The organism is Hymenobacter sp. 5516J-16, from assembly GCF_022919335.1.
GTDB classification, from domain to species: domain Bacteria; phylum Bacteroidota; class Bacteroidia; order Cytophagales; family Hymenobacteraceae; genus Hymenobacter; species Hymenobacter sublimis.
This window is the reverse complement of the sequence record NZ_CP095058.1, coordinates 1,873,433-1,895,047: the sequence shown is the minus strand read 5'-3', so window position 1 is coordinate 1,895,047 and position 21,615 is coordinate 1,873,433. Positions and strand designations below refer to the sequence as shown.

The following is a 21,615-nucleotide window of genomic DNA, read 5'->3' as shown; positions in this document are numbered from 1 at the left end:
GCAATAGAAGTGTGTTCGTAACTCGGACCATAACGCCCGTATGCATGCGCCAGTACTTTACCGGAAGCTACCTTGCCGCTCTGCTGAGTGGTTTCTCCCTCACGGCAGCGGCCCAGAGCAGTGCGCTCTTCGGCTTTGAATACCAGGCCGTGGCAAAAGTAGTGCACGGCACCGATACCCTGCGCAATGCCTGGACGGGTGGGCTGAATTCGCCTCAGTTTTCCAACATCGACCTAAATGCCGACCAGCAGCCCGACCTGTTCGTGTTCGACCGGGCCGTGGGGCGGGTATTTACCTTTCTTAGTGTAGCCACTACTACCGGCCGTGCCTGGCAGTACGCACCCGAGTACGAAGCCCTGTTTCCGGCGGGCCTGCAGAGTTGGGCCTTGCTGCGCGACTACGACTGCGACGGCCGGCCCGACCTATTCACCTACGCCAACGGGGGCGACATTCGGGTGTACCGCCACGTGGCCAACTCCGCCGGACGGCCCGGCTTTCAGCTGATTACCAGCCAGCTGACCTACTTTGATCCCAGCCCCACCGGCGGCAACATCAACATCACCTCCGGGGCTACAACATGCCCGACATCCGGGACGTGGACGGGGACGGGCGCCTGGACGTGGTGACCTTTGATTTTGCCTCCTCGGTGCCGGCCGTGAACTACTTCCGCAACACCAGTACTACGGCCTGCGGCGGCCTGCAATTCGAGCAGGGTTCCTACTACTGGGGCGGTTTTGCGGCCTGCTTCGGCAGCTGCACCGGCTTCGCCTTCGCCCCCAACCAGTGCCGGCCGGCCGCGGTTCGGCCCCAGCATACGGGCGGCTTTAACATCACGCTCTGGGACCTGGACGGCGATGGGGACCAAGACGTGCTAACCGGCCGCGACAATTGCCCGGAGCTAATCAGCCTGCGCAACGATGGCACGGCCCAAACCGCCCGCATGGGTAGCGTGGGCCAGAACCTGAGCTTCCCAACCGGCACGGCCGCCGCGCGCGTGCCCAACTTTCCGGGCGCCTACGTGGCCGATGTTACCTTCGATGGTCGCCCCGACGTGCTGGTGGCCCCTAACCTCTACGACAACGTAGACACCGTGGACACCCGCCAGTCGGTGTGGCTGTACCGCAACGCGGGCACCGGCGCCGTGCCTACCTTGGTGCGCGAGCAAACCGACTTCCTGCAGCGCGACATGCTGGATTTCAGCGAAGCGGCGGCTCCTACCTTCGGGGATGTGGACGGTGACGGGCTGGTGGACATGTTGGTGGGTAGCGTGAACCGCAACAATGCCCGGGGCTTTTACCGGGCCACGCTTAGCTTGTACCGCAATGCCGGTACGGTGGCCAAGCCGGTGTTTCAACTAGTTACCCATGACTACCTCAATCTGAGCAGCCGCAAGTTTACTTCGTTGAAGCCGGCGCTGGCCGATATCAACCGCGACGGGGCCGTGGATTTGGTGTATTCGGCGGCGCAAACCGCCACCGTTAGCCCGCTCTATTACGTGCTGAATACGGCCGCTGCCGGCCGGGCCGCCGTGTTCAATACGGCCGCTACGGCTACCTTCAGCAACCTGCCCAGCAGCCCCGGCGACGCGCCCTGCTTTACCGATGTGGATGCCGATGGACGAGTGGATTTGCTCCTGGGTACCAACTATTTCGATGTGCCGGTGGGCTCCCTGCGCTACTACCGCAACGTGGGCGCCACGGCCGTAAGCCAGACGTTTGTGCTCCAGGACGCTGACTTTGGGCAGATCCGGACCAGCACCGGCACCCGGCCCAGCAACCTGCACCCCGCCGTAGCCGACTTCGACGGGGACGGCCGCCCGGATTTGCTTACGGCTGATGCTAGCGGCGAAATTCGCTTTTTCTCGAACTACCGCGCCCAGACCGGCGCCTTTACGGGGCGCCTCGACCTGTTCTACAACGCCCTTACCAGCCAGTTCCAGGCCGGCCGCCTGGGCACTGCCGCCCGCTTCCATTACGCCCCCGCCGCCGCCGATGTAACCGGGGACGGTACGCCTGAGCTGTTCATCGGGCTGGAAGGCGGCGGCATCAGCAGCTTCGTGACTCGTAACCGTACTGTTACGGCCCAGCAGCCACCGCGCGCCTCCCTACCCTTGCAAGTCTACCCGAACCCCGCCGTGGTCACGGCTACCGTGGAAGCGCCTCTGCCGGTGCGCGTTACCCTCCTAGATTTGGCCGGCCGGGTGGTGCGCCCGACCACGCCCGCAGCCCGGGAGCACCGCCTGGAGCTGGCTGGTTTAGCCGCTGGCATCTACCTGATCCGCTGCGAGGCCCTGACCGGGGAAACTGCCGTGCGCCGCCTAGAAGTAACTGCCGGCCGCTAGGTATGAGATAAATAAAGCCAGCAGGCCCGGCATAGAAACGCACAATTGTGTTTCTATGCCGGGCCTGCTGGCTTCTAAGCAAGTCTGAAAAGACAAAACAGAACGGTTGTCATTCCGAGCGCAACGAGGAATCTGGGTCAAGCCATAGGGAGACAACCCAGATTCCTCGTTGCGCTCGGAATGGTATTGTTAAAGCTAGTGCTGGTGCACTTTACGCTACTTTAACAAGCGCGCTTTTTCTGCCTCACTGCTGCGAATCAGGGTCTGTAGCTCGAATGGGTCGCCGTCGTGGAGGGCTGGGAACCGCTCCCGGAAGGCTTCCAGTTCGGAGCGGCGCAGGGCACGGGTAATGCTGGTTTCCTGGTTGCCGACTTCCACCAGATATTCACCGCGCATGTCCAGCAGGGCCGAGTCGCCGGTGTAGGCAAGGCCGTTGCCATCCAGGCCCACGCAATTCACGCCCATGGTATAGGCCAGGTTTTCAATGGCCCGGGCCCGAAGCAGCGTAATCCAGGCGGTGCGGCGGGTAGCAGGCCAGTTGGCAATGTACAAGAGCAGGTCGTAGGGGTTGTCGAGCGGGTTGCGGCTCCACACCGGAAAGCGCAGATCGTAGCACACCAGCGGGCAGATGCGCCAGCCGCGCCACTCTTCAATCAGACGGGCGGTGCCGGGCGTGTACACCTGGTGTTCCCCAGCCATCGTGAACAGGTGGCGCTTGTTATAATAGCTCACCGAGCCATCGGGCCGCACCCAGAGCAGGCGGTTGTAGTAGGCCTCCTGATCTTTGATGATGATGCTGCCAACCACTACCGCGTCGCGGGCGGCGGCGAGTTGGCGCATCCAGTCGGTGGTGGGGCCATCCATGGGCTCGGCCAGGGCGGAGGCGTCCATGCTGAAGCCGGTGGTGAACATTTCCGGCAGCACAATCAGGTCCGTCGGAATGGATATTTCGTCAACATGGCGCCCCAACTCCTGCCGGTTGGCAATGGGGTCGTGCCATTGCAAGGAGCTCTGCACGAAGGAGACTGTCAGATCGGACACGGCAACAGGCGTTAAGGAGAAGATCAGTTGTGAAGTATACCAAAAAACGGTGAAATACGGAGCCTGCGGCTACCTACTAGCAGGCCAAAGCCAGACGCATCTTCTCCGTACGAACTCAGCCCACTAACGCTAAGTCGTAATCCAGCTCATCACACCCGTCATGCTGAGAGTAGCGAGGAGTCTAGGTTCAATCGTTGCCTGACAACCCCAGATTCTTCGCACTGCTCGGAATGACAGGTTTGCCTTACTGCCCGATGTACTTACAGCTGCTGCAGGCGCTCAGCGGCCACGCGCAGGGTAGCGTCTTGCTTGGCAAAGCAGAAGCGTACCAGTCGGTGGTCCTGGCGGTTATGGTAGAAGGCGGAAATGGGCACCACCGCCACGCCGGTTTCCTGGGTGAGGCGGCGGGCAAAGCTCTCATCGTCCAAGTCCGGAGCAATATCCCGAAAGTCAGCCACTTGAAAGTAGCCACCCCGCACCGGTAGCAGGCGGAAGCGGGTAGGGGCCAGCAGCTCCCGGAACAGGTCGCGCTTCTGCTGGTAGAAACCGGGTAGGGAATCGTAGAGGTCGGTGTCGGGCAGCACATCAGCCAGGGCGTGCTGAGTGGGCGTGCTCACGCTGAAAGTCACGAACTGGTGCACCCGGCGCAGTTCTGCCGTCAGGGCCGGCGGGGCCACGCAGTAGCCTACCTTCCAGCCCGTAGCGTGGTAGGTTTTCCCGAATGAGGATAGCACGAAGGCCCGTTCGCGCAGCTCAGGGTGGCCTACTACGCTGCGGTGGGGTTGCCCATCAAACACCATGTGCTCATACACTTCGTCGCTGAGTAGCAGGGTAGGCGTGTTGCGCAACAGCCCAGCCAGGGTGTCGAGGTCCTCGGGGGTGAGGGTGGCACCGGTGGGGTTGTGGGGCGAGTTGAGCATGAGCAGGCGGGTGCGGGGCGTGAGGGCCGCGGCCACCCGGTCCCAGTCGGGCCGAAAATCGGGTAGGAGCAGGGGCACGTACACCGGCACGCCGCCCTGCAGGCGCACGGCGGGGGCGTACAAATCGTAGGCCGGCTCCAGTATCAGCACCTCGTCGCCGGGGCTGACCACGGCAGCTAGCACCGCGTACAGGGCCTCAGTGGCACCACTGGTGACGGTGATTTCCGTGGCTGGGTCGGGGGTGTAGCCGTAGAGGCGAGCAGTTTTGGCGGCAATGGCTTCGCGCAGGCGCGGCAGGCCCGGCATGGGCGCGTATTGCTGGTGGCCGGGCGTAAGCACGTGGCGGGCCAGGGCCTCCAGCAGGGGCCGGGGTGGGTCGTAGTCGGGGAAGCCTTGCGCTAGATTAATGGCCCCGCTTTCCTGGGCCAGCTGGGTCATCACCGAAAAAATACTGGTGCCCACATCAGGCAGCTTCGAAACGAGGGGAGGCAGTGACATAACGTAACTTGATAAAAATAGCCTGGGCCGGCGCGCTTGCCCAGCAATGCATCTGCCGCGGCCCAGCAGTCCGCAAAAAAGCCAAGATAAGGCCCTCCGCCTCAATAGCCGGACCAGGCCAGGCTACCTCATTCGGCGGACGACTACTTGGGTGCGTTTATGCCGGGCGGGCGCTGGCTGGCAGCACTACCCGAAACGTGGTGCCTTCGCCCACGGTGCTGTCCACGGTGAGGTGGCCGCCGGCGTTCTGCACTACCCGGTTCACGAGGTACAAGCCCAGGCCGGCCCCTTCTACGTGGTCGTGGAAGCGGCGAAACAGCTGAAACAGCTCGCCACCAAAGCGCTGCAAATCCAGGCCCAGGCCATTGTCCTGCACCTCCAGCACCGGCCGCCCTTCCACCAGCGCCGTGCGTAGCTGAATGTGGGGCCTCCGGCGCGGGGCCGCATACTTCAGGGCATTGCTGAGCAAGTTGTAGAGCACGCTTTGCAAGTGGGGCTGCACGAAGAACAGAGCCGGCACGGCCGCAAAATCAGTGTGGATGATGGCCCGGGAGCTGGTTACCTGGTCATTGATGCTGAGCAGCACTTCTTCCGTCAGCTGGGCCAGGTCTACTAGTTCAGCGGGCTGCTCGTGGCGTAGCTTCTGAATGCGCACCAGCTCCGAGAGGTTGTGAATGGTACCGTCAATCTGGTGCAGGGACTTCTCGAACATGGCAATGAGCTTCACCGCGTCCGGGTCGCGGAAGAAGGCCGTGCGAATCAGCTCCTGAAAGATGCCCGCCATGTTGTGGATGGGTTGCTTGAGGTCGTGCGAAACGGCGTACACGAAGCTGTCTAGGTCCTGGTTGGTGCGGGTGAGTTCCGCGTTTTTGTCCTCCAGGCGCTGCTGAATTCGCTTGTAGTCGTCGATGTCGGCGGTGGTACCAAACCAGCGGATAATCTGGCCGTGCTCGTCGCGCAGGGGCTGGGCGCGGTGCAAGTACCAGCGGTACTGGCCGGTGCGCACATCCAGCAGCCGGCTTTCCATGTCCAGGTCGGTGCCGGTTTGAATGCAGTAGCTGAACTCGCTGAAGACGGTTTCCCGCTCCTCCGCCCAAAGCAAATTGGCCCAGCCCTCGCGCAGACTTTGCTCCACGGATATGCCCGTATAATAGGTCCAGCGGGAGTTGAGGTAGTCGATGGCCCCATCCGGGGTAGCGGTCCAGACGATGGCCGGCACGCTCTCGGCCAGGAAGCGGAACTGCTGCTCGCTGCGGCGTAACTCCTCGGCCAGCAGGCGTTGGTCCTGCACATCGGCGCAGGCTCCGTAGAAATGCTGGAGTTGGCCGGCATCATCGAAGGAAGGAACCGAATGGCTCAAGTGCCAGCGGTACTGCCCGTCGTGGCGGCGCAGGCGCACTTCCACGCTGAAAGCGGTGCTTTCGGCTACGGCTTGCTGGAAGGCCTGGCGGGCGGTTTCGGTGTCGTCGGGGTGCAGGGCCAAGGTCCAGCAATCAGGCAAATCGTCGATGGTCTGGCCGGTGTACTCAAACCACTGGGGGCTGAGGTACTCTACTGAACCATTGGGGCGGGTAATGCTGGTAATCTGGGGCAAAGACTCGGTCATCACCCGCAGGAGCTCATCCTGGCGGCTGAGTTCCTGGTTCAGCGCTTCCAGGCTCAGGCGGGTCCGTACCCGCTCCGTAACCTCCACGGCAAAGATGAGAATACCTTGGGTGGCACCCGCGGCATTGAGTAGGGGCTGGGCCGTAAAATCGAAATAGCGTGTGCGGTCGGGGCCTGGGCTGGGCGCAGGCAGCAGCACGGCGCGCTCCTGTTCTACCAGCGGCTGCCCGCTGGCGTACACTTCATCCAGGAGTTCAAATAAGCCCTGGTTAGCCAGCACGGGGCCGCCTGCTGGGCAGTTTGTCCTACCCGGGCCTGGCCGCCCACTAAGTCATTGAAACGCTGATTAATAAAGCTAACCACGTGCTGGGGCCCGAGTAGGGTAGCCAGCAGGGCTGGCACCTTGCCCAAAATCAGCTGCAACTGCTGGTCCTTCTTCTCGAGCAGCTGTTGGGCCTGTTTCTGGTCCTCAATATCGGTGCAAGTGCCAAACCACCGGGTTACTTGCCCCGCTTCATCCAGCACCGGGCGGGCCTGGGCCAGAAACCAACGGTACTGCCCCGTCTGGTCGCGTAGGCGGTAGTCGCACTGGTAGTAGGTGCCGGCGTGCTTGGCCTCGTTCCAGCGGGCAGCAGCCTGAGGGCGGTCGTCGGGGTGTACCAGGGCGGCCCAGTCTGCGTCTGTGAACTGCTTGAGGCCGGTATACTCGTCCCAGCGCCGGTTGGTGTATAGCTTCTGGCCCTCGGCGTCCAGGCTCCACACGAGCTGGGGAATTAAATCGGCGAGCAGCTGAAACTGCTCTAGGCTTTGGTGCAGGGCGCGCTCCGTGGCGCGGGCCTGGGTTACGTCTTGGGTGGCTCCGAGCAGGCGCACCGGCTGGCCCATTTCGTCGCGGATGATGTGGTAGCGGTCCACCACTTCGGCCCAACTGCCATCAGCCCGCCGCAGCCGATAGGTAATGACAGGAGACACCTGCAGCCCCGCCCGCACCGCCGCTACGGTGGCGTCAATGGCGGGAAGGTCATCGGGGTGAAGCCGCTCGTACCAAAACTGGAACGAATGGGTTTCGGGCGTGAGCGGGTAGCCAAACAGGGCCGTGAATGTTTCGTTGCGCCACACGTGGCCGGTGCGCAGGTCCAAGTTCCAGACGGCGTCGTGGGTCGTGCGGGCCAGGGTCGAGAAGCTTTCGAGGCTGAGCCGCCCCTGCTGCTGGGCCACTACCCGGTCTGTCACGTCGAGCACCCGCGCCAGCACATGGCGCAGCTCGCCATCCGGCGCCAGTACGGGGCGCAGCAGCACCTGCCAGTACCGGGTAGGGGCATCCGCCTCGGTGGGGGGTGGGGCCAGCTCGTAGCGCAGGGCTTCCAGGCTGCGGACCGTGCGGTGGGCTACCACTTCCTGCAGGGCCTCCTGCCAGAGGCTGGCACCGGGGATGCCTGGGTAAGCAGGCAGCACGGCTAGTACCGGCTGGCCCACAACCTGCTCGCGGGGCTGGGCCAGCAGCTGGCACATGGCATCATTAAGGGCCGCAATCCGGAGTGCGGGCGTCAGGACCAGGTGCGGGGTAGGCAGGGCCTCGAACAGGAGCTGAAAATCGATGGACTCGGAGGCCATAAATGGAAAGAGGCAGGAACAAGCAAAGATATACTGCCGGCCGCGGCCTCCCTACCGGAAACCAGCGGCGCAGTTGCGCTGGAAAAGGAATCTTTTGGACATAGACCGGATAAAAACGAAGGTGGCCTTTCGGCGCCGGCCGGGCCGGAAACCAAGCGGGTAGCAAGGGCGGGATAGGCAGCCAACAGCGGCCAGCAAAAGGCCCGGTTTTTCGCCCCGGGCAGGAGCGAAAAACCGGGCCGGAATAAGCGCCGCCTACCTGCCTTACAGCGGGTTTTTCAGCAACTGCGGAAACGTATGACGGAACTTCTCAATCTTGGGCGTGGAGACGTTGCTGACGTAGGGCTCGTTGGGGTGGAGGCGGTAGTAGCCCTGGTGGTAGCCCTCGGCGGGCCAGAACTTGGCGAAGGCCGTTACCTGGGTTACAATGGGATTGGCGTACTGCTTGGAGGCATTCACGCGCTTGATGGCGGCCTCAATTTCCTGCTTTTCCTGGGGCGTGCGGTAAAAAGCCACGGAGCGGTACTGCGTGCCCGCGTCGGGTCCCTGGCGGTTGAGGGTCGTGGGGTCGTGACCAGCGCGCAAGAACACGTCAACCAGAGTAGCAAAGCTGATTTGCTTGGGGTCGTAGTAGATTTCGATGGACTCGGCGTGGCCGGTGCGGCCGCTGCTTACCTGCTCGTAGCTAGGGTTCTTTTCGGGGCCGCCGCTGTAGCCCGATACCACGGCGCGCACGCCCTTCAGCTCCTCAAATATTTCCTCGGTGCACCAGAAGCAGCCCCCGGCAAAGGTGGCCACGCTCAGGCCGCGCAAATCCGTGGGGGCCGGGCCGGCGGTGGAGCGGGTAGGCGTCTGGGCATCGGCTGGGCGGTGTTCCGAGCAGGCGCCGAGCAATAAAACCAAAAAGGTCAGCAATGAAAGTTTCATGGGGAGCGTAAAGAGCGTAGAGAAATAAAGGGGTAAGCTGGAGCATATACGACAGCAAACGCCGCCTGGACGCCGGAAGTGCGACGGATACCATTTCTGTGTCTTTTCACAAGGATAAGTTCATTGACCATGGCGTTGCGCCTTCTGCACCAGGACGAACACATCAGCATCTACTTCGACTACAGCAACGACTGGCTGTACGCCGACTGGACGGGCGACCAAAGCGGTGAATCGGTGAAGGCGGGGGCGTTGCGGATGCTGGATCTGCTGCGCCAAGAGCAGTGTCACAAGGTGCTCAACGATAACCGCCGGGTCACGAGCATGTGGCTGGATGCCTCCGAATGGGGCGGCACCGAGTGGTTTCCGGCCATGGCCGAGGCGGGCCTGGAGTACTTTGCCTGGATTTATTCGCCCAACGTGTACAGCCGCCTTTCCACCGACTTAACCCTGCAGCACACCACCCGCCCCGTAGTGCTACCCTTTGATAATCCGGAAACCGCTGAATCCTGGCTGCGGCAGATGTAGCCGAGCGGCCAACAAGAGATGTTGCTTTCGGCCTGCCGAGGTAGTTTATTCGGGAGTTCAACCGTATTCGTCGCGTGATATTTTCCCTGCGTACTCTGCTGCCGGTGGCGGCTTTGGCGGCCTGGCCCGGTAGCGCCGTGCTGGCCCAAACTCTTCCCGTTCTCGGCCAAGTGCCCGCTTCCGTTCGGTGGTACGAGGTGCGCACGCCCCATTTTCGGGTGCTTTACCCTGAGGGGTTTGCCGAGCGCGCCCACCGCACGGCCCACCGCCTGGAGCAGGTGCACGAGCCGGCCGGCACTTCCCTCGGTCTGGTGGCCCGGCCCGTGACGGTAGTCTTGCAAACTCGCACCACCATTGGCAATGGCTTCGTGACCCTGCTGCCGCGCCACTCCGAGTTCTACACCACTTTTCCCCAGGATCCGTTTCTGACCGGCACCCTCGATTGGCTGGATGAGCTGACGGTGCATGAGTACCGCCACGTGGTGCAGTACGACAAGGCCCGGCAGGGGGTAGGGCAGCTGGGCTACCTGCTCGGCGGCTACGGCGGCCTGGGCCTGACTACCCTGGGCGTACCCGACTGGTTTGCCGAAGGCGACGCCGTGGGCACGGAAACTGCCCTAACCCGCAGCGGCCGGGGTCGGATTCCTAACTTCGATGCCTACCTGCGGGCCAACCTGCTGGCCGGCCGGCGCTACTCCTACGCCAAAGCCGTGGCCGGCTCCTTCCGCGACAATGTGCCCAACCACTACGTGCTGGGCTACTTCCTGACTACCCGCCTCAAGCGCACGGTTGGGGCCACCGCCTGGAGCGACGTGCTCAACCGCTACTACCGCTTCCCAGTCTACCCGCTGTCGTTTTCCGATAAACTGCGCCGCAGCACGGGCCTGCGCACCGACGACCTGTACGCCCGCACCATGCAGGAGCTGGACAGTACCTGGCGGGCCCAGCAAACCGGCCGGGAGCTGACCCCAGCCACCGACTTGCCGGTAGCGGCCACAGAAAAGGTATTTACGGAGTATCAGTACCCGCAGTACATCGATAACACTACCGTGCTGGCCCTGAAAAGCGGCCTGGGCCACACGCCCCAGCTGGTGGAGCTGCGCCGAAACGGAACGGAGCGGCGGCGGCTGGTACTGGGCCTGCACCACAACCCCGAGCAACTCTCGGTGGGCGGGAGCAAAGCAGCCTGGTTGGAGTTTCGTTACGACCCGCGCTGGCAGCAGCAGGTGCACTCCGAGCTGCGCGTGCTGGATTTGGGAACCGGCGTCGTCACCCGGCCCGGCCGCCGCACCCGCTACACGGCCGCCGTGCTTTCTCCCGATGGGCAGCGCCTGCTGGCCGTCAGCACCGACTCGGCCTACCAGCACCGCCTGCACCTGCTAGATGCCACGACCGGGGCCGAATTGCGCACCTACCCCAACCCCAGAACCTGCCCTACCTGCACCCACGCTTCGGCGCCGATGGACGCACCGCCGCCGTGGTGCGCCTGGAGCCAGCCGGCAAAAGCCTGGAGCTGTTGGAAGTAGAAACCGGCCAGAGCCGCACTCTGCTGCCCGCCGCCAACGACAACCTTTCCCACCCTCAGCCCTGGCAGGAGTACGTTTTCTTTAACTCGCCCCGCTCGGGGCAAGATGAAGTGTACGCCGTGCACACCCGCACCGGGGAAGTAAAGCAGGTAACTGCCCGGTCCGTGGGCGCCTACCACGCTACCGTAGCGCCGGATGGGCAGCGGCTGGCATTCTATGAGGTGCGGGCCCAAGGTAGCCGGGTGCTGGAAATGCCTCTGCAGCCGGCGCAATGGCGCACCGTGGCAACCCCCACGGCCGGCAACCCCGCCAACCCCTACGCCGATGAGCTGACGGCCCGGGAACCCGGGGCGCGCACCGTCGGGACCCTGCTCCCCCAAGATTCGGTGGCGGGGGCGCCGCTGGTAGCCCAGCGCTACCGTCGCCTACCCCACGCCTTCAATACCTACAGCTGGGGGCTGGTGCAAAGCCCCTCCGGCACCGGACTGAACCTGGGTGTGCGCGCCCAGGATGTGCTGAGTACTACCCAGGCCATTGTGGGGGCTGGCTTCGATGGGGTAGAGCGCACGGGCCGGGCGTTTGCCGACGTCAGCTACCAGGGCCTGTGGCCGGTGCTCGACCTGAGCCTGGAGCACGGCGGCCGGCGCACCGTGGGGCCGGTGGCCAGCGGGGGCCTCGACTACGACCGGTGGCAGTACAACCGCCTGAGCCTAGGCAGCCGCCTCCCCCTAACCCTGACGACATCTCGCATGCTCACGGGCCTTACCGTGGGGGCCTACTACCAGCTAGAGCAAACCCAGGGCTACGATTTGCTTGCCCGGCCTAGCCGCACCGAAGTGGGTAAGCAGGCCTTGCACGTGCTGGTGGGCAGCGTGGCCTTTAGCCGCACCCTGCGCCAAAGCTACCGCGACGTAGGACCGCGCTGGGGCCAGAGCCTGAGTCTGGTATGGCGCGGCACGCCCTTTGGCACTGGGCTTTCGGCCGAGCAGCGGGCGGTTCAGGGCAGTCTGTTTCTGCCGGGACTGGGGCTGCACCACGCCGTGCGCCTGCGGGCCGGCTACCAGTGGCAACAGCAGCAGGAGTACCGGTTTGGAGCGGCCATTTTCTACCCCCGTTCCCTGCCCTACTTGAGCTACAACGAGTTGGGTTCCTTGAGCGCCGAATACCGCCTACCCCTGGCCGATGTACACTGGGAGTTGGGCCGCGTGCTTTATATCCAGCGCCTGAAAGGGGCCGCCTTCGTGGACGGAGTCCGGGGGCGTCGGGGCCGTTGAACGCCAGTCACTACTCCATGGGTTTCGATGTGTCAGCCGTATTCAATCCGCTGCGGCTGCGCACTCCGCTGGAGGCCGGCATCCGTACGGTATATAACTCCTACTTCCGGCGGTGGGAGCTGCAGCCCTTGGTCCTTAATATCGGCTTTTGAGCACGGCCCATCACCATCACGAAAAGGCCCATTCCAGTCCTGGAATGGGCCTTTTCGTGATGGTGATGGGCCGGTGCCCCTTATTCGGCTGCCTTATACACCAGCAGGGGTTGGGCGTGCTCGGCATCATACAGGGAAAGCTCCCCGTTGCTGATGACGTAGCGCCTTACCTGGGGTAGCAGCTGGAAGTAACGCGCCTCCTGGTTTTGGTCGGCGCAGGCAGCGTAGGTTGAGAACTGGTCCCCGAAAGTAAGCTGAGCCGTGCCTGCCGTTAGCTGGTATTTGCCGCCGTATCGGTTACAGGGCGCCTGCCCGAATTCCGGCTATCCACGGAGCTCAGGAGCAGATCGGTGGCGCTGCTGCCGGACTGCTGGCTGGGCGCGTGCCCCTCAATGCCCGTGAGTACCCAGCGCTGATCCAGCAGGTACACCGGCGCGGGCATGGGCTCCGTGTCTTTGGCGCAGCCAGTCAGCAGTGCACTACTCAGAAAGAAAGCCAGGGGTAGAACGCGCCGCATAAGAATTAAGATAAAAAGAGGGAGGAAGTACGGCAAGGAGTGCCGCAGAAGCCAAATGGTTGCATACTTGCAACATGCCCGTGCCGCTTCCGCTTGTTATTTCCGATTTCACCCTTCCTTTCGCCGACCATTACCTGCGCTGCCGCACCTTGCGCCAACCTGCCGCCACCCCTGCCTCGCGGCCCTGGCTGGTGTTTCTGCATGATTCTCTGGGTAGTATTCAGTTATGGCGCGAGCTGCCGGCTCAGCTGGCGGTAGCTCTGGGCTGCCACGCCCTCATCTACGACCGGCGCGGCTACGGCGAGTCGGCGCCGTTTGGCCCGGAGCCGCGCACCCCAGCCTACCTGGAGGAAGAGGCGCTAGGTGTTCCGGCCGTGTTGGCTGCTTGCGGCATTAGCCGGGCCGTGCTGCTGGGCCATTCCGACGGCGGCACGCTGGCCCTGCTGGTAGCCGCGGCCGAGCCTGCGCTGGTTGCGGCAGCCATTACGATAGGGGCCCACGTTTTTGTGGAAGAAGAAACCGTGCGCGGCATCCGGGTAGCTACGCAACAGTACGCCACTACCGAGCTGCCCAGCGCCTGGCCCGCTACCACGGCGCCAACACCGAAGGCCTGTTCCGGGCCTGGACCGACACCTGGCTGGCCCCGGGTTTCGCTCCTGGAACATTGAGCACTACCTGCCCGCGTGCAGTGCCCGCTGCTCGTGGTGCAGGGCGCCGCCGATGAGTACGGGACGCCCGCGCAGGTAACTGCCATTGCCGGGCAGGTAGCCGGGCCGGTGCGCACGGCCCTCTTGCCCGGTCTCGGCCACACGCCCCACCGCCAGGCCCGGAGCTGGTAACGGAACTGGTTGTTGGCTTTGTGCACGAGTTGGTGCCGAACGCCTGATAGTCTTCTATCAAAACCGAGGTACGGCTGAGGTTATATAATTATTGCTTAGTAGTATAATTAGGTTAATTGTTGTTATTTAGTGGTAAGGCTGGTGTAAGAGTAACGCGCGTTGGTACTGTAGTGAAGAGACAGAAACCAGGCTCTTCCATCTGTAAATCAGTGCGTTGACTGCATCTCACCTGTTATTTTTCTCCGTATAGTGAGCCTTTCTTCGTCGGGCTTGGCTGCCGGCCAAACCCGGGCTACCCCCGCTTCACCCTTGCAACTTATTCAGGAGCTGCCCCAGCTGCACCTCTCCCACAACGCGGCCCATAACTGGCTGTATGCCGATTGGCGGGGAAGGCAAACTGCGGCTACCGTACTGGAGGGTGCGGAGCTGATTGTGGCCACAGTGGCGGCTGGAAAGTACAACAAGCTCCTCAACGACAATACTCGCCTGACCATCATGGACGTAACGGCGGCGGAGTGGCGCAGCATGCACGTGCTGCCCCGTTTGTTTGCTTGCGGCCTACAATACCTGGCCTGGGTGTACTCGCCCGACCCCCAGGGCCGCCTGCACACCGATTATTCCGTGGACCATAGTTCGTGGCCCTGGTGCTCACCTTCGAAGAGTGCAGCATGGCCGCCGAGTGGCTGCGTCAGTACTAACGCCCTGCGCGCCGGCTTGGGCGAGCCAGTTCGTTTGCCTACCGACGGGAAGTTCCAGTTCGCCGAAGCCGCCTGGCCGGCGCTTACCCCAGGGCGTACACGGGGCCTGGTAGCGGGCCAAAGTCACTTTCTTTGGCTCGCCCCCTTCAATGCGTACTCCTACTTTTCTGGCTGAGCGGCTCCTGTATTCCCAGGCCTGCGGCGAGCTGCTCCTGTTGCCCGAAGTGCCCTGCCTGCTCATTCGCTGGCACGGGTTTGCCAATAGCGCTAACCTGCGTCGGCTCCTGAACAAGGGCCTGGAGCTGTACCAGCAGTACCGGGCGCAGTACCCTACCCTTGGCTGGCTATCCGATACCCGGCAGTTTGGGGCCATGCTACCCACCGATCAGCACTGGGCCGCCACCGACTGGAACCGCCGGGCCCACGCGGCCGGCATCCGACACCTGGGCTTTTTGGGGCCCGAAAACGTATTCGGCCAAATTGCCATTCAGCAGTACTCGCGCAACACCACGCACGGCGACTACCGCTTGCAAGTCAGCTACTACGCCTCCCTAAACCAGGCCTGCCACCGCCTGCCGCAGCTACCCCAACTGGCCGGCAGTAGCTGCCCGTAAGTACCGGGCATTTTTGGGCTGAAAACCAGAGGAATTGAAGAGTGGAAATGACGGGCCGGGGTAATTATTTTACGCCGAGTGGTGTTGGGCTGACATCATTTCATTGCCTACCTTCTGCCATGCAAGTACTACAGCACCTCTGCCTGACTACCCTTTGTGCCACGGGCGTAGCTGCCCCGACGGCCACCTTGGCGGCAGACGGCCCTTCTTCCGTAACGGTGGTGGTATCGGCCCTGGCTTCCACTTCTTCTACCGTGAAGCTCTACTTCTATAATGTGCGGGAGAAGTTTTTGACCAAGGGCGGATACGCGTTTATGCGGGTTGTAAAGCCCGCCGGGCAGCGGCAGGTAAGCTTGCCCGTTGAGCTGCCCGCCGGCGAGTGGGCCGTGGCCATTACCCAGGATACCAACAACAACGACAAGCTGGATAAGAACTTCATGGGCATTCCTACTGAGCCCTTTGCCTTTTCCAACAACGTGCGCCCCCGCCTGGCCCCGCCCGATTTCAACGACTGCAAGTTCACCGTCAGCGGTGCGGGTAAGGTGGTCAGCATTGCCCTGACCAAGTAACCTTAAGTGCTAATCTTTGCGGAAAGGATGGGCCCCGCGGGCCAGGCGCTCCGTCATTTCCACTGCCCGGCGGGCCCGGGTTTCCGCCTGCCGCCCCGTGCTGATGTGCTGGGCTACGGCCCGGCGCATGCTCCCGGAGAGCCGCGCAAAGTGGGTTTCTGCCTCGGGCCAGGCGGCAAAGGCTTCGGCTAGTTCTTCGGGCAAATCTACGCGGTCCGGGTCGGGGTCGGGCGCCAAACTTAGCCGCACGTGCTGCCCTACCCTCACCCCGGCGGCTTGGCACAGGTCTTTGTTGAGCATAAGGTAGCGGCCCCCGCCGGTTTGGGGAAGCAGGCTTAGCCGCACGGAGTAGCCGTTCAGAGTGCCCAGCACCCGCTTGGTGCTTTTGCCGCCCAGGGCTACCAGCACCAGCGGGGGTACCACTACTACTTGGGTAGGCATGAAGCTGGGCCCCCGGCCTCCAAGTACGCGTCGAAAGAGTGCAGAAGCATCGGGTAAAATTAGGCCGTTGGGTAACCGCGGTGGTAAGCTAGCACTAGGAAAAACTACCGGCAGAAGTACCCAAGGCGGTGGGTGCGCCGGCTCCAACTCGTGTGCCGGGCGTAGCTGGCCGAGCCGGTAGCAATGGCGAAACCTTTTGTCGGCCCTGCGGCTTATATCCGCCTAAACTCGTAAAATTCTGCTGACATGAAAATAGAAATCTGGTCCGACATTGTGTGCCCATTCTGCTACATCGGCAAGCGGCGGCTGGAAAAAGCGCTGGCAACGTTTCCCCACGCCGACACCGTAGAAATCCAGTGGCGCAGCTTCGAGCTGGACCCGGAAGCCAAGCCCGAACCCACCACGAGCCTGTACCAGCGCCTGGCTGCCAAGTATGGCAATACTGAGGCGTGGGCCCGTCAAATGAGTGCTAACATGACCCAAATGGCAGCTCAGGAAGGCTTGGCCTTCGACTTCGACCGGGCCGTACCGGCCAACACGTTCCAGGCTCACCGCTTGGTGCATCTGGCCGCCCAGCACGGCCAGCAGGATGCCGCCAAGGAGCGTCTGTTTAAAGCCTACCTCGAAGAAGGCCAGGACATCAACGACACGGTCACGCTCAGTCGTTTAGCCTCAGAATTGGGGCTGCCCGCCGCTGAGGTAGAGCAGGTGCTGGCTTCCGAACAGTTTGCCCAGGACGTGCGCCACGATGAGTACCAGGCCCGCCAGATTGGCGTGCGCGGGGTACCCTACTTTGTCTTCGATGATAAGTACGCCGTATCGGGCGCCCAGCCCACCGAGCTGTTTCAGGAAGTGCTGGAGAAAGTGTGGGAAGAGTCGCGCCCGCAGCCGGTGCAGCTCGCTGGCTCTAACGGGGCCGCTTGTGGCCTCGACGGCAGCAATTGCTAGGGGCGCTTCGTTTCGCAGCGTTTCATTCGGCTCATAAAGTAAAAAAGGCTACCCTCCAGTTTGGGGGTAGCCTTTTTTGGTGGTAGTAGCTTATTCAGCGGCCCTGAACAGCAGCAGGGGTTTCAAGGAGTTGCTCGCATCAAAAAGGCGTAGCTCCCGGTCTTTGACTTCGTAGCTTACTGTACGGGGCAGCGCGTTCAGATACAGCGTTTCTATGCCCAACGCCGCGCAGTTGATTCTGGTAGCGGCCTGCTCACTGATGCGCAACGTACCTCCCGAAGCGCCCAGGGTATAAGTGCCGCCAAAGGAATTGCACGGCCCTAGACCCTCAGTGCGGTTATTCTCAGTGAATTGCAGGTAGGAGCGGTACGTATCGGAGTAGCTGGAGATGGACAGAGGAGTGTCCTCCACCTGCACCAGCATCCAGCGGGTGCCCGTCAGGACAGGCTTACCGCTGCTTTCCTTGTCCTGACAACTGCCGAGCATACCCAGGCTGGCTACACACGCTACGAGAAAAGCTGTACGCATAGAGGTAATAGTAAAGAGGAATGGATAAGGGGTATTGGGAAGAGGCTAGAAATGCGCAATAGGTTGCAAACAAAAAGCGCTGCCCACAAAGGCAGCGCTTTCCAATGGTAAGAAACCGGAATAGTTAGGCTGGTTGCTGCTGCAACTGCTCCAACTGCTGGGTAATGAAGTCTACTTCCTGGGGCGAAAGCTGCACATCGATGGCGTGGGCATTCTGCACGGCCTGTTCGGCGTTGCGGGCGCCTACTAGCGCCACCGAAATGCCAGGCTGCGCCAGCGTCCAGCGCAGAACCAGCTGACCCAAGGTAGCGTTTTTGCCTTCCGCCATCGGCCGGATTTTGTCCAGGAAGCCATTCACGCGGGTTACAAATTCCGGCTTGAACAACGGGTGCGTGGCGCGCAGGTCGCTGGCATCGAAGTGCTGACCGGGCTTGATTTTGCCCGTGAGCAAACCTAGCTGCATGGGGCTATAAGCCAGAATAGCCTTGTTGTGCTCCAGGCAGTAGGGCACCACATCCTTCTCAATGTCGCGGCGCACCATGCTATAGGGTACCTGGTTCGAGGCCAGGTTTACTACCTGCTCGGCCTCCTGCATTTGGTCCACGGAATAGTTGCTCACGCCCGCGGCGCGCACCTTACCCTGTTCAATCAGGCGCTGCACGGCCTCCATGGTGTCGGCAATGGGCGTGGTTTTATCAGGCCAGTGAATCTGGTAGAGGTCAATATAGTCGGTGCCAAGGCGGCGCAGGCTGTCCTCGCACTCCCGGATGATGCTGGCCGGAGCCGCGTACTTGTACACGTCAATGTCCTGGCCCTGGTTGTTCTTACTTTTGAAGCCGAAGTCGCCCTTCTGCTCGTCCCAGCGCATGCCAAACTTGGTCAGGATCTGGACCTGGTCGCGGGTAAGGTTTTGATGGCTTCGCCCACGATTTCCTCGCTCAGGCCCTGCCCGTAAATAGGAGCCGTGTCGATGCTGGTCACGCCCAGCTCAAAGGAGGCCTGGATGGCGCCCACGGCGTCGTTCTGCTCCGTGCCGCCCCACATCCAGCCGCCGGCCGCCCAGCTGCCAAACGTAATGCGCGAAACTCGGACTCCGGAGTTGCCTAATTCAGTGTATTCCATGGAAAAGAAGAAAGACGGATCGATGTATGCCGGCGAGTGTGCCGCCGGGGAGTAGGTAGAAACCCGCCCTCGGGCTCAAAGGTTATGGCTCAGCTTCAGGAAACAGCTGCTTTTCGACTGCTTATGTGCCTTCTCGGTTTCCGTCAGCAGGTAGGTTCTTGCAATAAAATTCTTTGTACCGCAACCAGTGGGGCAGCGCCGGGCTTCCGGCAAGATGCGGGGTAGCAAGTGGCTTCGGGCTGCCAATTTCAATGGGCGTGATAATCAAGTGCCAACGGCTAAACGGTTGAGCTAGAGCAGGAAACTGTCGAGCTAGCCGGCGCGTGCACCGCAACTTCCCGGCTGCCGGAAGGGTATAGCCAGTAGATTCTATGCCTTCCTTTACTTAAAACCTGATGAAACCTACCCTACTTGCAGCCTTCCTTTTCCTGCTGGGCCTCGTGAGCAGTTGCTCCTCGCCCGTGGCCGTGCAGCAGAAACCCGGCACCGATTTCAGCCGCTACCGCACCTACGCCTGGGCCAAAACCGACGTGAAGTCCGCCGACTCGCAAAACCCCATTTACAAGAGCAGCCTCAACGACGAAATCATTCAGAACGCCATCAACAGCGAAATGGCCAAGCGTGGTATCCGGCCCGTAACCGGCAACGCCCGCCCCGATTTCTACCTGACCTACCACCTCTACATTGAGGAAGCCGAGCGCACCGTAGCCAACCCTCCGGCCGCGAACTACGCCTTTCCCTACGCCATGTCGTACCGGGGCCGCTTCATCCCCATCAACTACGGCTACTGGTACACCTCGCCCTACTACAACACCGGCTACCGCACCGAAACCTACAACGAAGGCACCATGATCCTGGACATCATTGACGCGCGCAGCCGCAACCTAGTGTGGCGCGGCTCCGTGGCTGACCCCGTGGGCAACCCGGCCCGCCTCGGCGAGGAGTTTGCCAAAGCGGCCAAAGACATCCTCGATAAATTCCCGGTGGAAGAGAAGAAATAAGCTGCCCCGCCAGTGTCTTGCTCCAACAAAAACGCCTTGCCAAGCCGGCAAGGCGTTTTTGTTGCTTTTTTACTACCCAACTACTAAGCGCCTTGAACGTGGGGCAGACAAAGCCGAAGCTAGCTTCAGGATGGAGTAAGGACGTACGAACGACATTCTTTTAAGAATTTTTAATTTGTAATTTTTTGTTGCTTTAGTGCAATTATTGCCTTGTGCTTACATGCCGTAGGAAGGCAATAGGTAGGGCCGCAGGGTTGTAAATGCCTATTTGATAAAAGGTTGGGCAAGAGATAGATAATTATATAAGACACCATTTTGTTACCCGTAAACTGAGCTCAACCGTGGTAACACGAGCAGGGGAGGGGCGTACATATGGCCCTATGAACACGAGCTCCACTCCCACCCCTGAATCTACTTCCCGGCTGACTGAACCAGTTGCCGGTGCCCCCTTGGTAGTTCCCATTATTGAGGAACACGCCGTGGTAGGGCGCGAGGTAGTGGAAACAGGCCGCGTGCGCCTTTCAAAAACAGTGGAGGAGCACGAGGAAGCCCTGAACTTCACGCTGCTGCACGACGAGGTGCAGGTAGAGCGGGTGCCCATCAACCAGTACGTAACCGACGGCGCTACCCTGCCCGGCGTGCGCTACGAAGGCGACACCATGATTATTCCGGTGGTGCGCGAGGTAGTCGTAAAGCGCATGCTAGTGGTAGAAGAGCTGCACATTACCAAGCACCAAGTGCCTACCCAGGAAAGCCACCGCGTAGTGCTGCGCCAAGAAGCGGTACACGTTACCCGTGAGCCGGGCCCGGGCGCCGCTACCCTCCTCCAACTACATCATCACCTGCCTCTTAAGTTACCCATTTTTCACCCAAAACTCTCCTGAACGCTATGAACCAGACCGTAGTAGGAATATTCGAAACCGCTGCCCAGGCGCAGCAAGCCGCCCAACGTCTAGCCGCCGCCGGCTTCAGCACCGAACACGTAGATGTGGCCTCGAGCAACAGCTACAACAGCACCCAAGGTGGCAATAGCAACTACCAGAACAACAGCGGCACGGCCGTAGAAGGCGCCGCCGATGCAGCCGGCCGCACGGCTGAGAAAGCCGGCGACGGTATCAGCAACTTCTTTAGCAACCTCTTTGGCGGCGACGACTCCGAGGATAGCCGCCGCTACTCGCACGTAGCCCGCAATAGCGGCTCGGTAGTAACCGTGCACGCCCACTCAGCTGAAAACGCCGAGCGCGCCGCTGAAATTCTGGACGAAGCCGGTGCTATTGACGTAGATGAGCGCGCCGGCCAGACGGGCTACCAGTACGGCAACAGCTACGGCGCTACCGGTGCCGCCACCACGGCTAGCACCACGGAAACCGGCGCTACCGCCCAGGTAATCGAGGAAAACCTGCAGGTAGGCAAGCGGGTAGAGCAAACCGGCGGAGCCCGCCTGCGCAGCCGCATCGTGGAGCGCCCCGTGGAAGCCAGTGTTCGTTTGCGGGAAGAGCACGTGAACGTGGAGCGTCACGCCGTCAACCGTCCTGCCACGGAAGCCGACTTCGCAGCCTTTAAGGAAGGCGAAATCGAAATTACGGAAAGCGCTGAGCGTGCCGTAGTTGGCAAAGAGGCCCGCGTGGTAGAAGAAATTTCGCTGGGCAAAGAAGTAACCGAGCGCGAAGAAACTATCCGCGACACCGTGCGCAAAACCGAGGTAGACATTGAGCGTCTCGATGGTGGTACTACCAACACCGACACGGACTCCACGTACAACCAGCAGCGCAATAGCTAAGCTTCGGCTTGCTAGTAAGCAAAGGAAAGGCGCCTGGCACATGCCGGGCGCCTTTTTTGCGTGTAAACCTAGTGCTTGGGGCCCGGCGTTTCGGTGTGCTTATCTTCGGCCGCTTGGAGCGGAAGTCACCGCAGG

At 61.7% G+C, this 21,615-nt stretch carries 23 protein-coding genes and 2 pseudogenes; 15 read left to right on the top strand and 10 right to left on the bottom strand.

Annotated features, from left to right (window positions below; all coding sequences use genetic code 11):
* Positions 1 to 44 precede the first annotated feature (44 nt).
* Both MUN84_RS09315 and MUN84_RS09310 read left to right on the top strand, forming a co-directional pair.
* On the top strand, positions 45 to 626 hold the full coding sequence (locus MUN84_RS09315) for an FG-GAP repeat domain-containing protein (protein WP_244697704.1): 582 nt from the start codon (positions 45 to 47) through the stop codon (positions 624 to 626).
* Positions 578 to 2,341 carry a T9SS type A sorting domain-containing protein gene (locus MUN84_RS09310; protein ID WP_244697703.1) on the top strand — a complete coding sequence of 588 codons (1,764 nt, stop codon included), beginning with the start codon at positions 578 to 580 and terminating at the stop codon, positions 2,339 to 2,341. Before MUN84_RS09315 ends, MUN84_RS09310 begins: the two co-directional genes overlap by 49 nt.
* A 216-nt stretch (positions 2,342 to 2,557) precedes the next feature.
* On the opposite strand, the gene MUN84_RS09305 is transcribed toward MUN84_RS09310, so the two are convergent.
* From MUN84_RS09305 to msrA, 5 genes are all read right to left on the bottom strand, one after another.
* Positions 2,558 to 3,382, bottom strand: a complete 825-nt coding sequence (locus MUN84_RS09305; protein ID WP_311136867.1) for an amidohydrolase — start codon at positions 3,380 to 3,382, stop codon at positions 2,558 to 2,560.
* Between the two features lie 260 nt (positions 3,383 to 3,642).
* Positions 3,643 to 4,800 (bottom strand): methionine aminotransferase, encoded by a 1,158-nt coding sequence (locus MUN84_RS09300; protein WP_244697701.1) that lies wholly within the window; start codon positions 4,798 to 4,800, stop codon positions 3,643 to 3,645.
* A 157-nt stretch (positions 4,801 to 4,957) separates the two neighbouring features.
* Positions 4,958 to 6,685, bottom strand: a complete 1,728-nt coding sequence (locus MUN84_RS09295; protein ID WP_244697699.1) for a PAS domain-containing sensor histidine kinase — start codon at positions 6,683 to 6,685, stop codon at positions 4,958 to 4,960.
* A complete protein-coding gene (locus MUN84_RS09290) occupies positions 6,619 to 8,019 on the bottom strand; it encodes a PAS domain-containing protein (RefSeq protein WP_244697697.1) in 1,401 nt (466 codons plus the stop codon). Before MUN84_RS09290 ends, MUN84_RS09295 begins: the two co-directional genes overlap by 67 nt.
* Positions 8,020 to 8,283: 264 nt before the next feature.
* Positions 8,284 to 8,946, bottom strand: a complete 663-nt coding sequence (gene msrA, locus MUN84_RS09285) for a peptide-methionine (S)-S-oxide reductase MsrA (protein WP_244697695.1) — start codon at positions 8,944 to 8,946, stop codon at positions 8,284 to 8,286.
* 129 nt (positions 8,947 to 9,075) lie between these two features.
* Between msrA and MUN84_RS09280 the strand changes: the two genes are divergently transcribed.
* The 4 genes from MUN84_RS09280 to MUN84_RS09265 all read left to right on the top strand — a co-directional run bounded on the left by MUN84_RS09280 (position 9,076) and on the right by MUN84_RS09265 (position 12,423).
* Positions 9,076 to 9,471, top strand: a complete 396-nt coding sequence (locus MUN84_RS09280) for a hypothetical protein (protein ID WP_244697694.1) — start codon at positions 9,076 to 9,078, stop codon at positions 9,469 to 9,471.
* 74 nt (positions 9,472 to 9,545) lie between these two features.
* Positions 9,546 to 10,997, top strand: coding sequence for a hypothetical protein (locus MUN84_RS09275; protein WP_244697693.1), 1,452 nt, complete (start codon positions 9,546 to 9,548; stop codon positions 10,995 to 10,997).
* On the top strand, positions 10,949 to 12,271 hold the full coding sequence (locus tag MUN84_RS09270) for a TolB family protein (protein WP_244697692.1): 1,323 nt from the start codon (positions 10,949 to 10,951) through the stop codon (positions 12,269 to 12,271). Before MUN84_RS09275 ends, MUN84_RS09270 begins: the two co-directional genes overlap by 49 nt.
* Entirely contained in the window at positions 12,268 to 12,423 is a 156-nt protein-coding gene (locus MUN84_RS09265) for a hypothetical protein (protein ID WP_244697691.1), read from the top strand. Before MUN84_RS09270 ends, MUN84_RS09265 begins: the two co-directional genes overlap by 4 nt.
* A gap of 80 nt (positions 12,424 to 12,503) precedes the next feature.
* Here MUN84_RS09265 and MUN84_RS24525 read toward each other — a convergent pair.
* Together MUN84_RS24525 and MUN84_RS09260 are read right to left on the bottom strand one after the other, a co-directional pair.
* Positions 12,504 to 12,677, bottom strand: a pseudogene (locus MUN84_RS24525) (META domain-containing protein); the annotation flags it as partial.
* 17 nt (positions 12,678 to 12,694) lie between these two features.
* Complete coding sequence (locus tag MUN84_RS09260) at positions 12,695 to 12,940, bottom strand: hypothetical protein (RefSeq protein WP_244697690.1); 246 nt, start codon at positions 12,938 to 12,940, stop codon at positions 12,695 to 12,697.
* Positions 12,941 to 13,014: 74 nt separating this feature from the next.
* On the opposite strand from MUN84_RS09260, the gene MUN84_RS09255 reads away from it, so the two are divergent.
* From MUN84_RS09255 to MUN84_RS09235, 5 genes are all read left to right on the top strand, one after another.
* Positions 13,015 to 13,608: an alpha/beta fold hydrolase gene (locus MUN84_RS09255; RefSeq protein WP_244697689.1), complete on the top strand. Its 594-nt coding sequence runs from the start codon at positions 13,015 to 13,017 to the stop codon at positions 13,606 to 13,608.
* Positions 13,609 to 13,623: 15 nt separating this feature from the next.
* Positions 13,624 to 13,779 carry a hypothetical protein gene (locus tag MUN84_RS09250; RefSeq protein WP_244697688.1) on the top strand — a complete coding sequence of 52 codons (156 nt, stop codon included), beginning with the start codon at positions 13,624 to 13,626 and terminating at the stop codon, positions 13,777 to 13,779.
* Positions 13,780 to 14,028: 249 nt separating this feature from the next.
* Complete coding sequence (locus tag MUN84_RS09245) at positions 14,029 to 14,652, top strand: hypothetical protein (RefSeq protein WP_244697687.1); 624 nt, start codon at positions 14,029 to 14,031, stop codon at positions 14,650 to 14,652.
* Positions 14,627 to 15,091, top strand: coding sequence for a hypothetical protein (locus MUN84_RS09240; protein WP_244697686.1), 465 nt, complete (start codon positions 14,627 to 14,629; stop codon positions 15,089 to 15,091). The genes MUN84_RS09245 and MUN84_RS09240 overlap by 26 nt, the downstream gene beginning before the upstream one ends.
* Positions 15,092 to 15,210: 119 nt before the next feature.
* Complete coding sequence (locus MUN84_RS09235; protein WP_244697684.1) at positions 15,211 to 15,660, top strand: DUF2141 domain-containing protein; 450 nt, start codon at positions 15,211 to 15,213, stop codon at positions 15,658 to 15,660.
* Between the two features lie 9 nt (positions 15,661 to 15,669).
* Here MUN84_RS09235 and MUN84_RS09230 read toward each other — a convergent pair whose 3' ends face one another.
* Entirely contained in the window at positions 15,670 to 16,101 is a 432-nt protein-coding gene (locus MUN84_RS09230; RefSeq protein WP_244697682.1) for a YdeI/OmpD-associated family protein, read from the bottom strand.
* Positions 16,102 to 16,347: 246 nt separating this feature from the next.
* On the opposite strand from MUN84_RS09230, the gene MUN84_RS09225 reads away from it, so the two are divergent.
* Positions 16,348 to 17,049, top strand: coding sequence for a DsbA family oxidoreductase (locus tag MUN84_RS09225; RefSeq protein WP_244697681.1), 702 nt, complete (start codon positions 16,348 to 16,350; stop codon positions 17,047 to 17,049).
* A gap of 90 nt (positions 17,050 to 17,139) precedes the next feature.
* Here the strand turns inward: MUN84_RS09225 and MUN84_RS09220 are convergent, their stop codons facing one another.
* Positions 17,140 to 17,577 carry an META domain-containing protein gene (locus tag MUN84_RS09220; protein ID WP_244697679.1) on the bottom strand — a complete coding sequence of 146 codons (438 nt, stop codon included), beginning with the start codon at positions 17,575 to 17,577 and terminating at the stop codon, positions 17,140 to 17,142.
* A 124-nt stretch (positions 17,578 to 17,701) separates the two neighbouring features.
* Positions 17,702 to 18,621: pseudogene (locus tag MUN84_RS09215) on the bottom strand (aldo/keto reductase).
* 473 nt (positions 18,622 to 19,094) lie between these two features.
* Between MUN84_RS09215 and MUN84_RS09210 the strand changes: the two are divergent.
* The 3 genes from MUN84_RS09210 to MUN84_RS09200 all read left to right on the top strand — a co-directional run bounded on the left by MUN84_RS09210 (position 19,095) and on the right by MUN84_RS09200 (position 21,480).
* The gene (locus MUN84_RS09210) at positions 19,095 to 19,700 is read left to right on the top strand and encodes a DUF4136 domain-containing protein (RefSeq protein ID WP_244697677.1); all 606 of its coding nucleotides are present in this window, start codon (positions 19,095 to 19,097) and stop codon (positions 19,698 to 19,700) included.
* A 449-nt stretch (positions 19,701 to 20,149) separates the two neighbouring features.
* Complete coding sequence (locus MUN84_RS09205; RefSeq protein WP_244697676.1) at positions 20,150 to 20,584, top strand: YsnF/AvaK domain-containing protein; 435 nt, start codon at positions 20,150 to 20,152, stop codon at positions 20,582 to 20,584.
* A 5-nt stretch (positions 20,585 to 20,589) separates the two neighbouring features.
* Entirely contained in the window at positions 20,590 to 21,480 is an 891-nt protein-coding gene (locus MUN84_RS09200; RefSeq protein ID WP_244697675.1) for a YsnF/AvaK domain-containing protein, read from the top strand.
* Positions 21,481 to 21,615 lie beyond the last annotated feature (135 nt).

Excerpts from the sequence above, each read along its gene's own strand:
- MUN84_RS09315 (WP_244697704.1), top strand. The coding sequence starts at position 45 with ATGCGCCAGTACTTTACCGGAAGCTACCTTGCCGCTCTGCTGAGTGGT.
- MUN84_RS09310 (WP_244697703.1), top strand. The coding sequence starts at position 578 with ATGCCCGACATCCGGGACGTGGACGGGGACGGGCGCCTGGACGTGGTG.
- MUN84_RS09300 (WP_244697701.1), bottom strand. The coding sequence starts at position 4,800 with ATGTCACTGCCTCCCCTCGTTTCGAAGCTGCCTGATGTGGGCACCAGT.
- MUN84_RS09290 (WP_244697697.1), bottom strand. The coding sequence starts at position 8,019 with ATGGCCTCCGAGTCCATCGATTTTCAGCTCCTGTTCGAGGCCCTGCCT.
- msrA (WP_244697695.1), bottom strand. The coding sequence starts at position 8,946 with ATGAAACTTTCATTGCTGACCTTTTTGGTTTTATTGCTCGGCGCCTGC.
- MUN84_RS09280 (WP_244697694.1), top strand. The coding sequence starts at position 9,076 with ATGGCGTTGCGCCTTCTGCACCAGGACGAACACATCAGCATCTACTTC.
- MUN84_RS09260 (WP_244697690.1), bottom strand. The coding sequence starts at position 12,940 with ATGCGGCGCGTTCTACCCCTGGCTTTCTTTCTGAGTAGTGCACTGCTG.
- MUN84_RS09255 (WP_244697689.1), top strand. The coding sequence starts at position 13,015 with ATGCCCGTGCCGCTTCCGCTTGTTATTTCCGATTTCACCCTTCCTTTC.
- MUN84_RS09240 (WP_244697686.1), top strand. The coding sequence starts at position 14,627 with ATGCGTACTCCTACTTTTCTGGCTGAGCGGCTCCTGTATTCCCAGGCC.
- MUN84_RS09235 (WP_244697684.1), top strand. The coding sequence starts at position 15,211 with ATGCAAGTACTACAGCACCTCTGCCTGACTACCCTTTGTGCCACGGGC.
- MUN84_RS09230 (WP_244697682.1), bottom strand. The coding sequence starts at position 16,101 with ATGCCTACCCAAGTAGTAGTGGTACCCCCGCTGGTGCTGGTAGCCCTG.
- MUN84_RS09225 (WP_244697681.1), top strand. The coding sequence starts at position 16,348 with ATGAAAATAGAAATCTGGTCCGACATTGTGTGCCCATTCTGCTACATC.
- MUN84_RS09220 (WP_244697679.1), bottom strand. The coding sequence starts at position 17,577 with ATGCGTACAGCTTTTCTCGTAGCGTGTGTAGCCAGCCTGGGTATGCTC.
- MUN84_RS09210 (WP_244697677.1), top strand. The coding sequence starts at position 19,095 with ATGAAACCTACCCTACTTGCAGCCTTCCTTTTCCTGCTGGGCCTCGTG.
- MUN84_RS09200 (WP_244697675.1), top strand. The coding sequence starts at position 20,590 with ATGAACCAGACCGTAGTAGGAATATTCGAAACCGCTGCCCAGGCGCAG.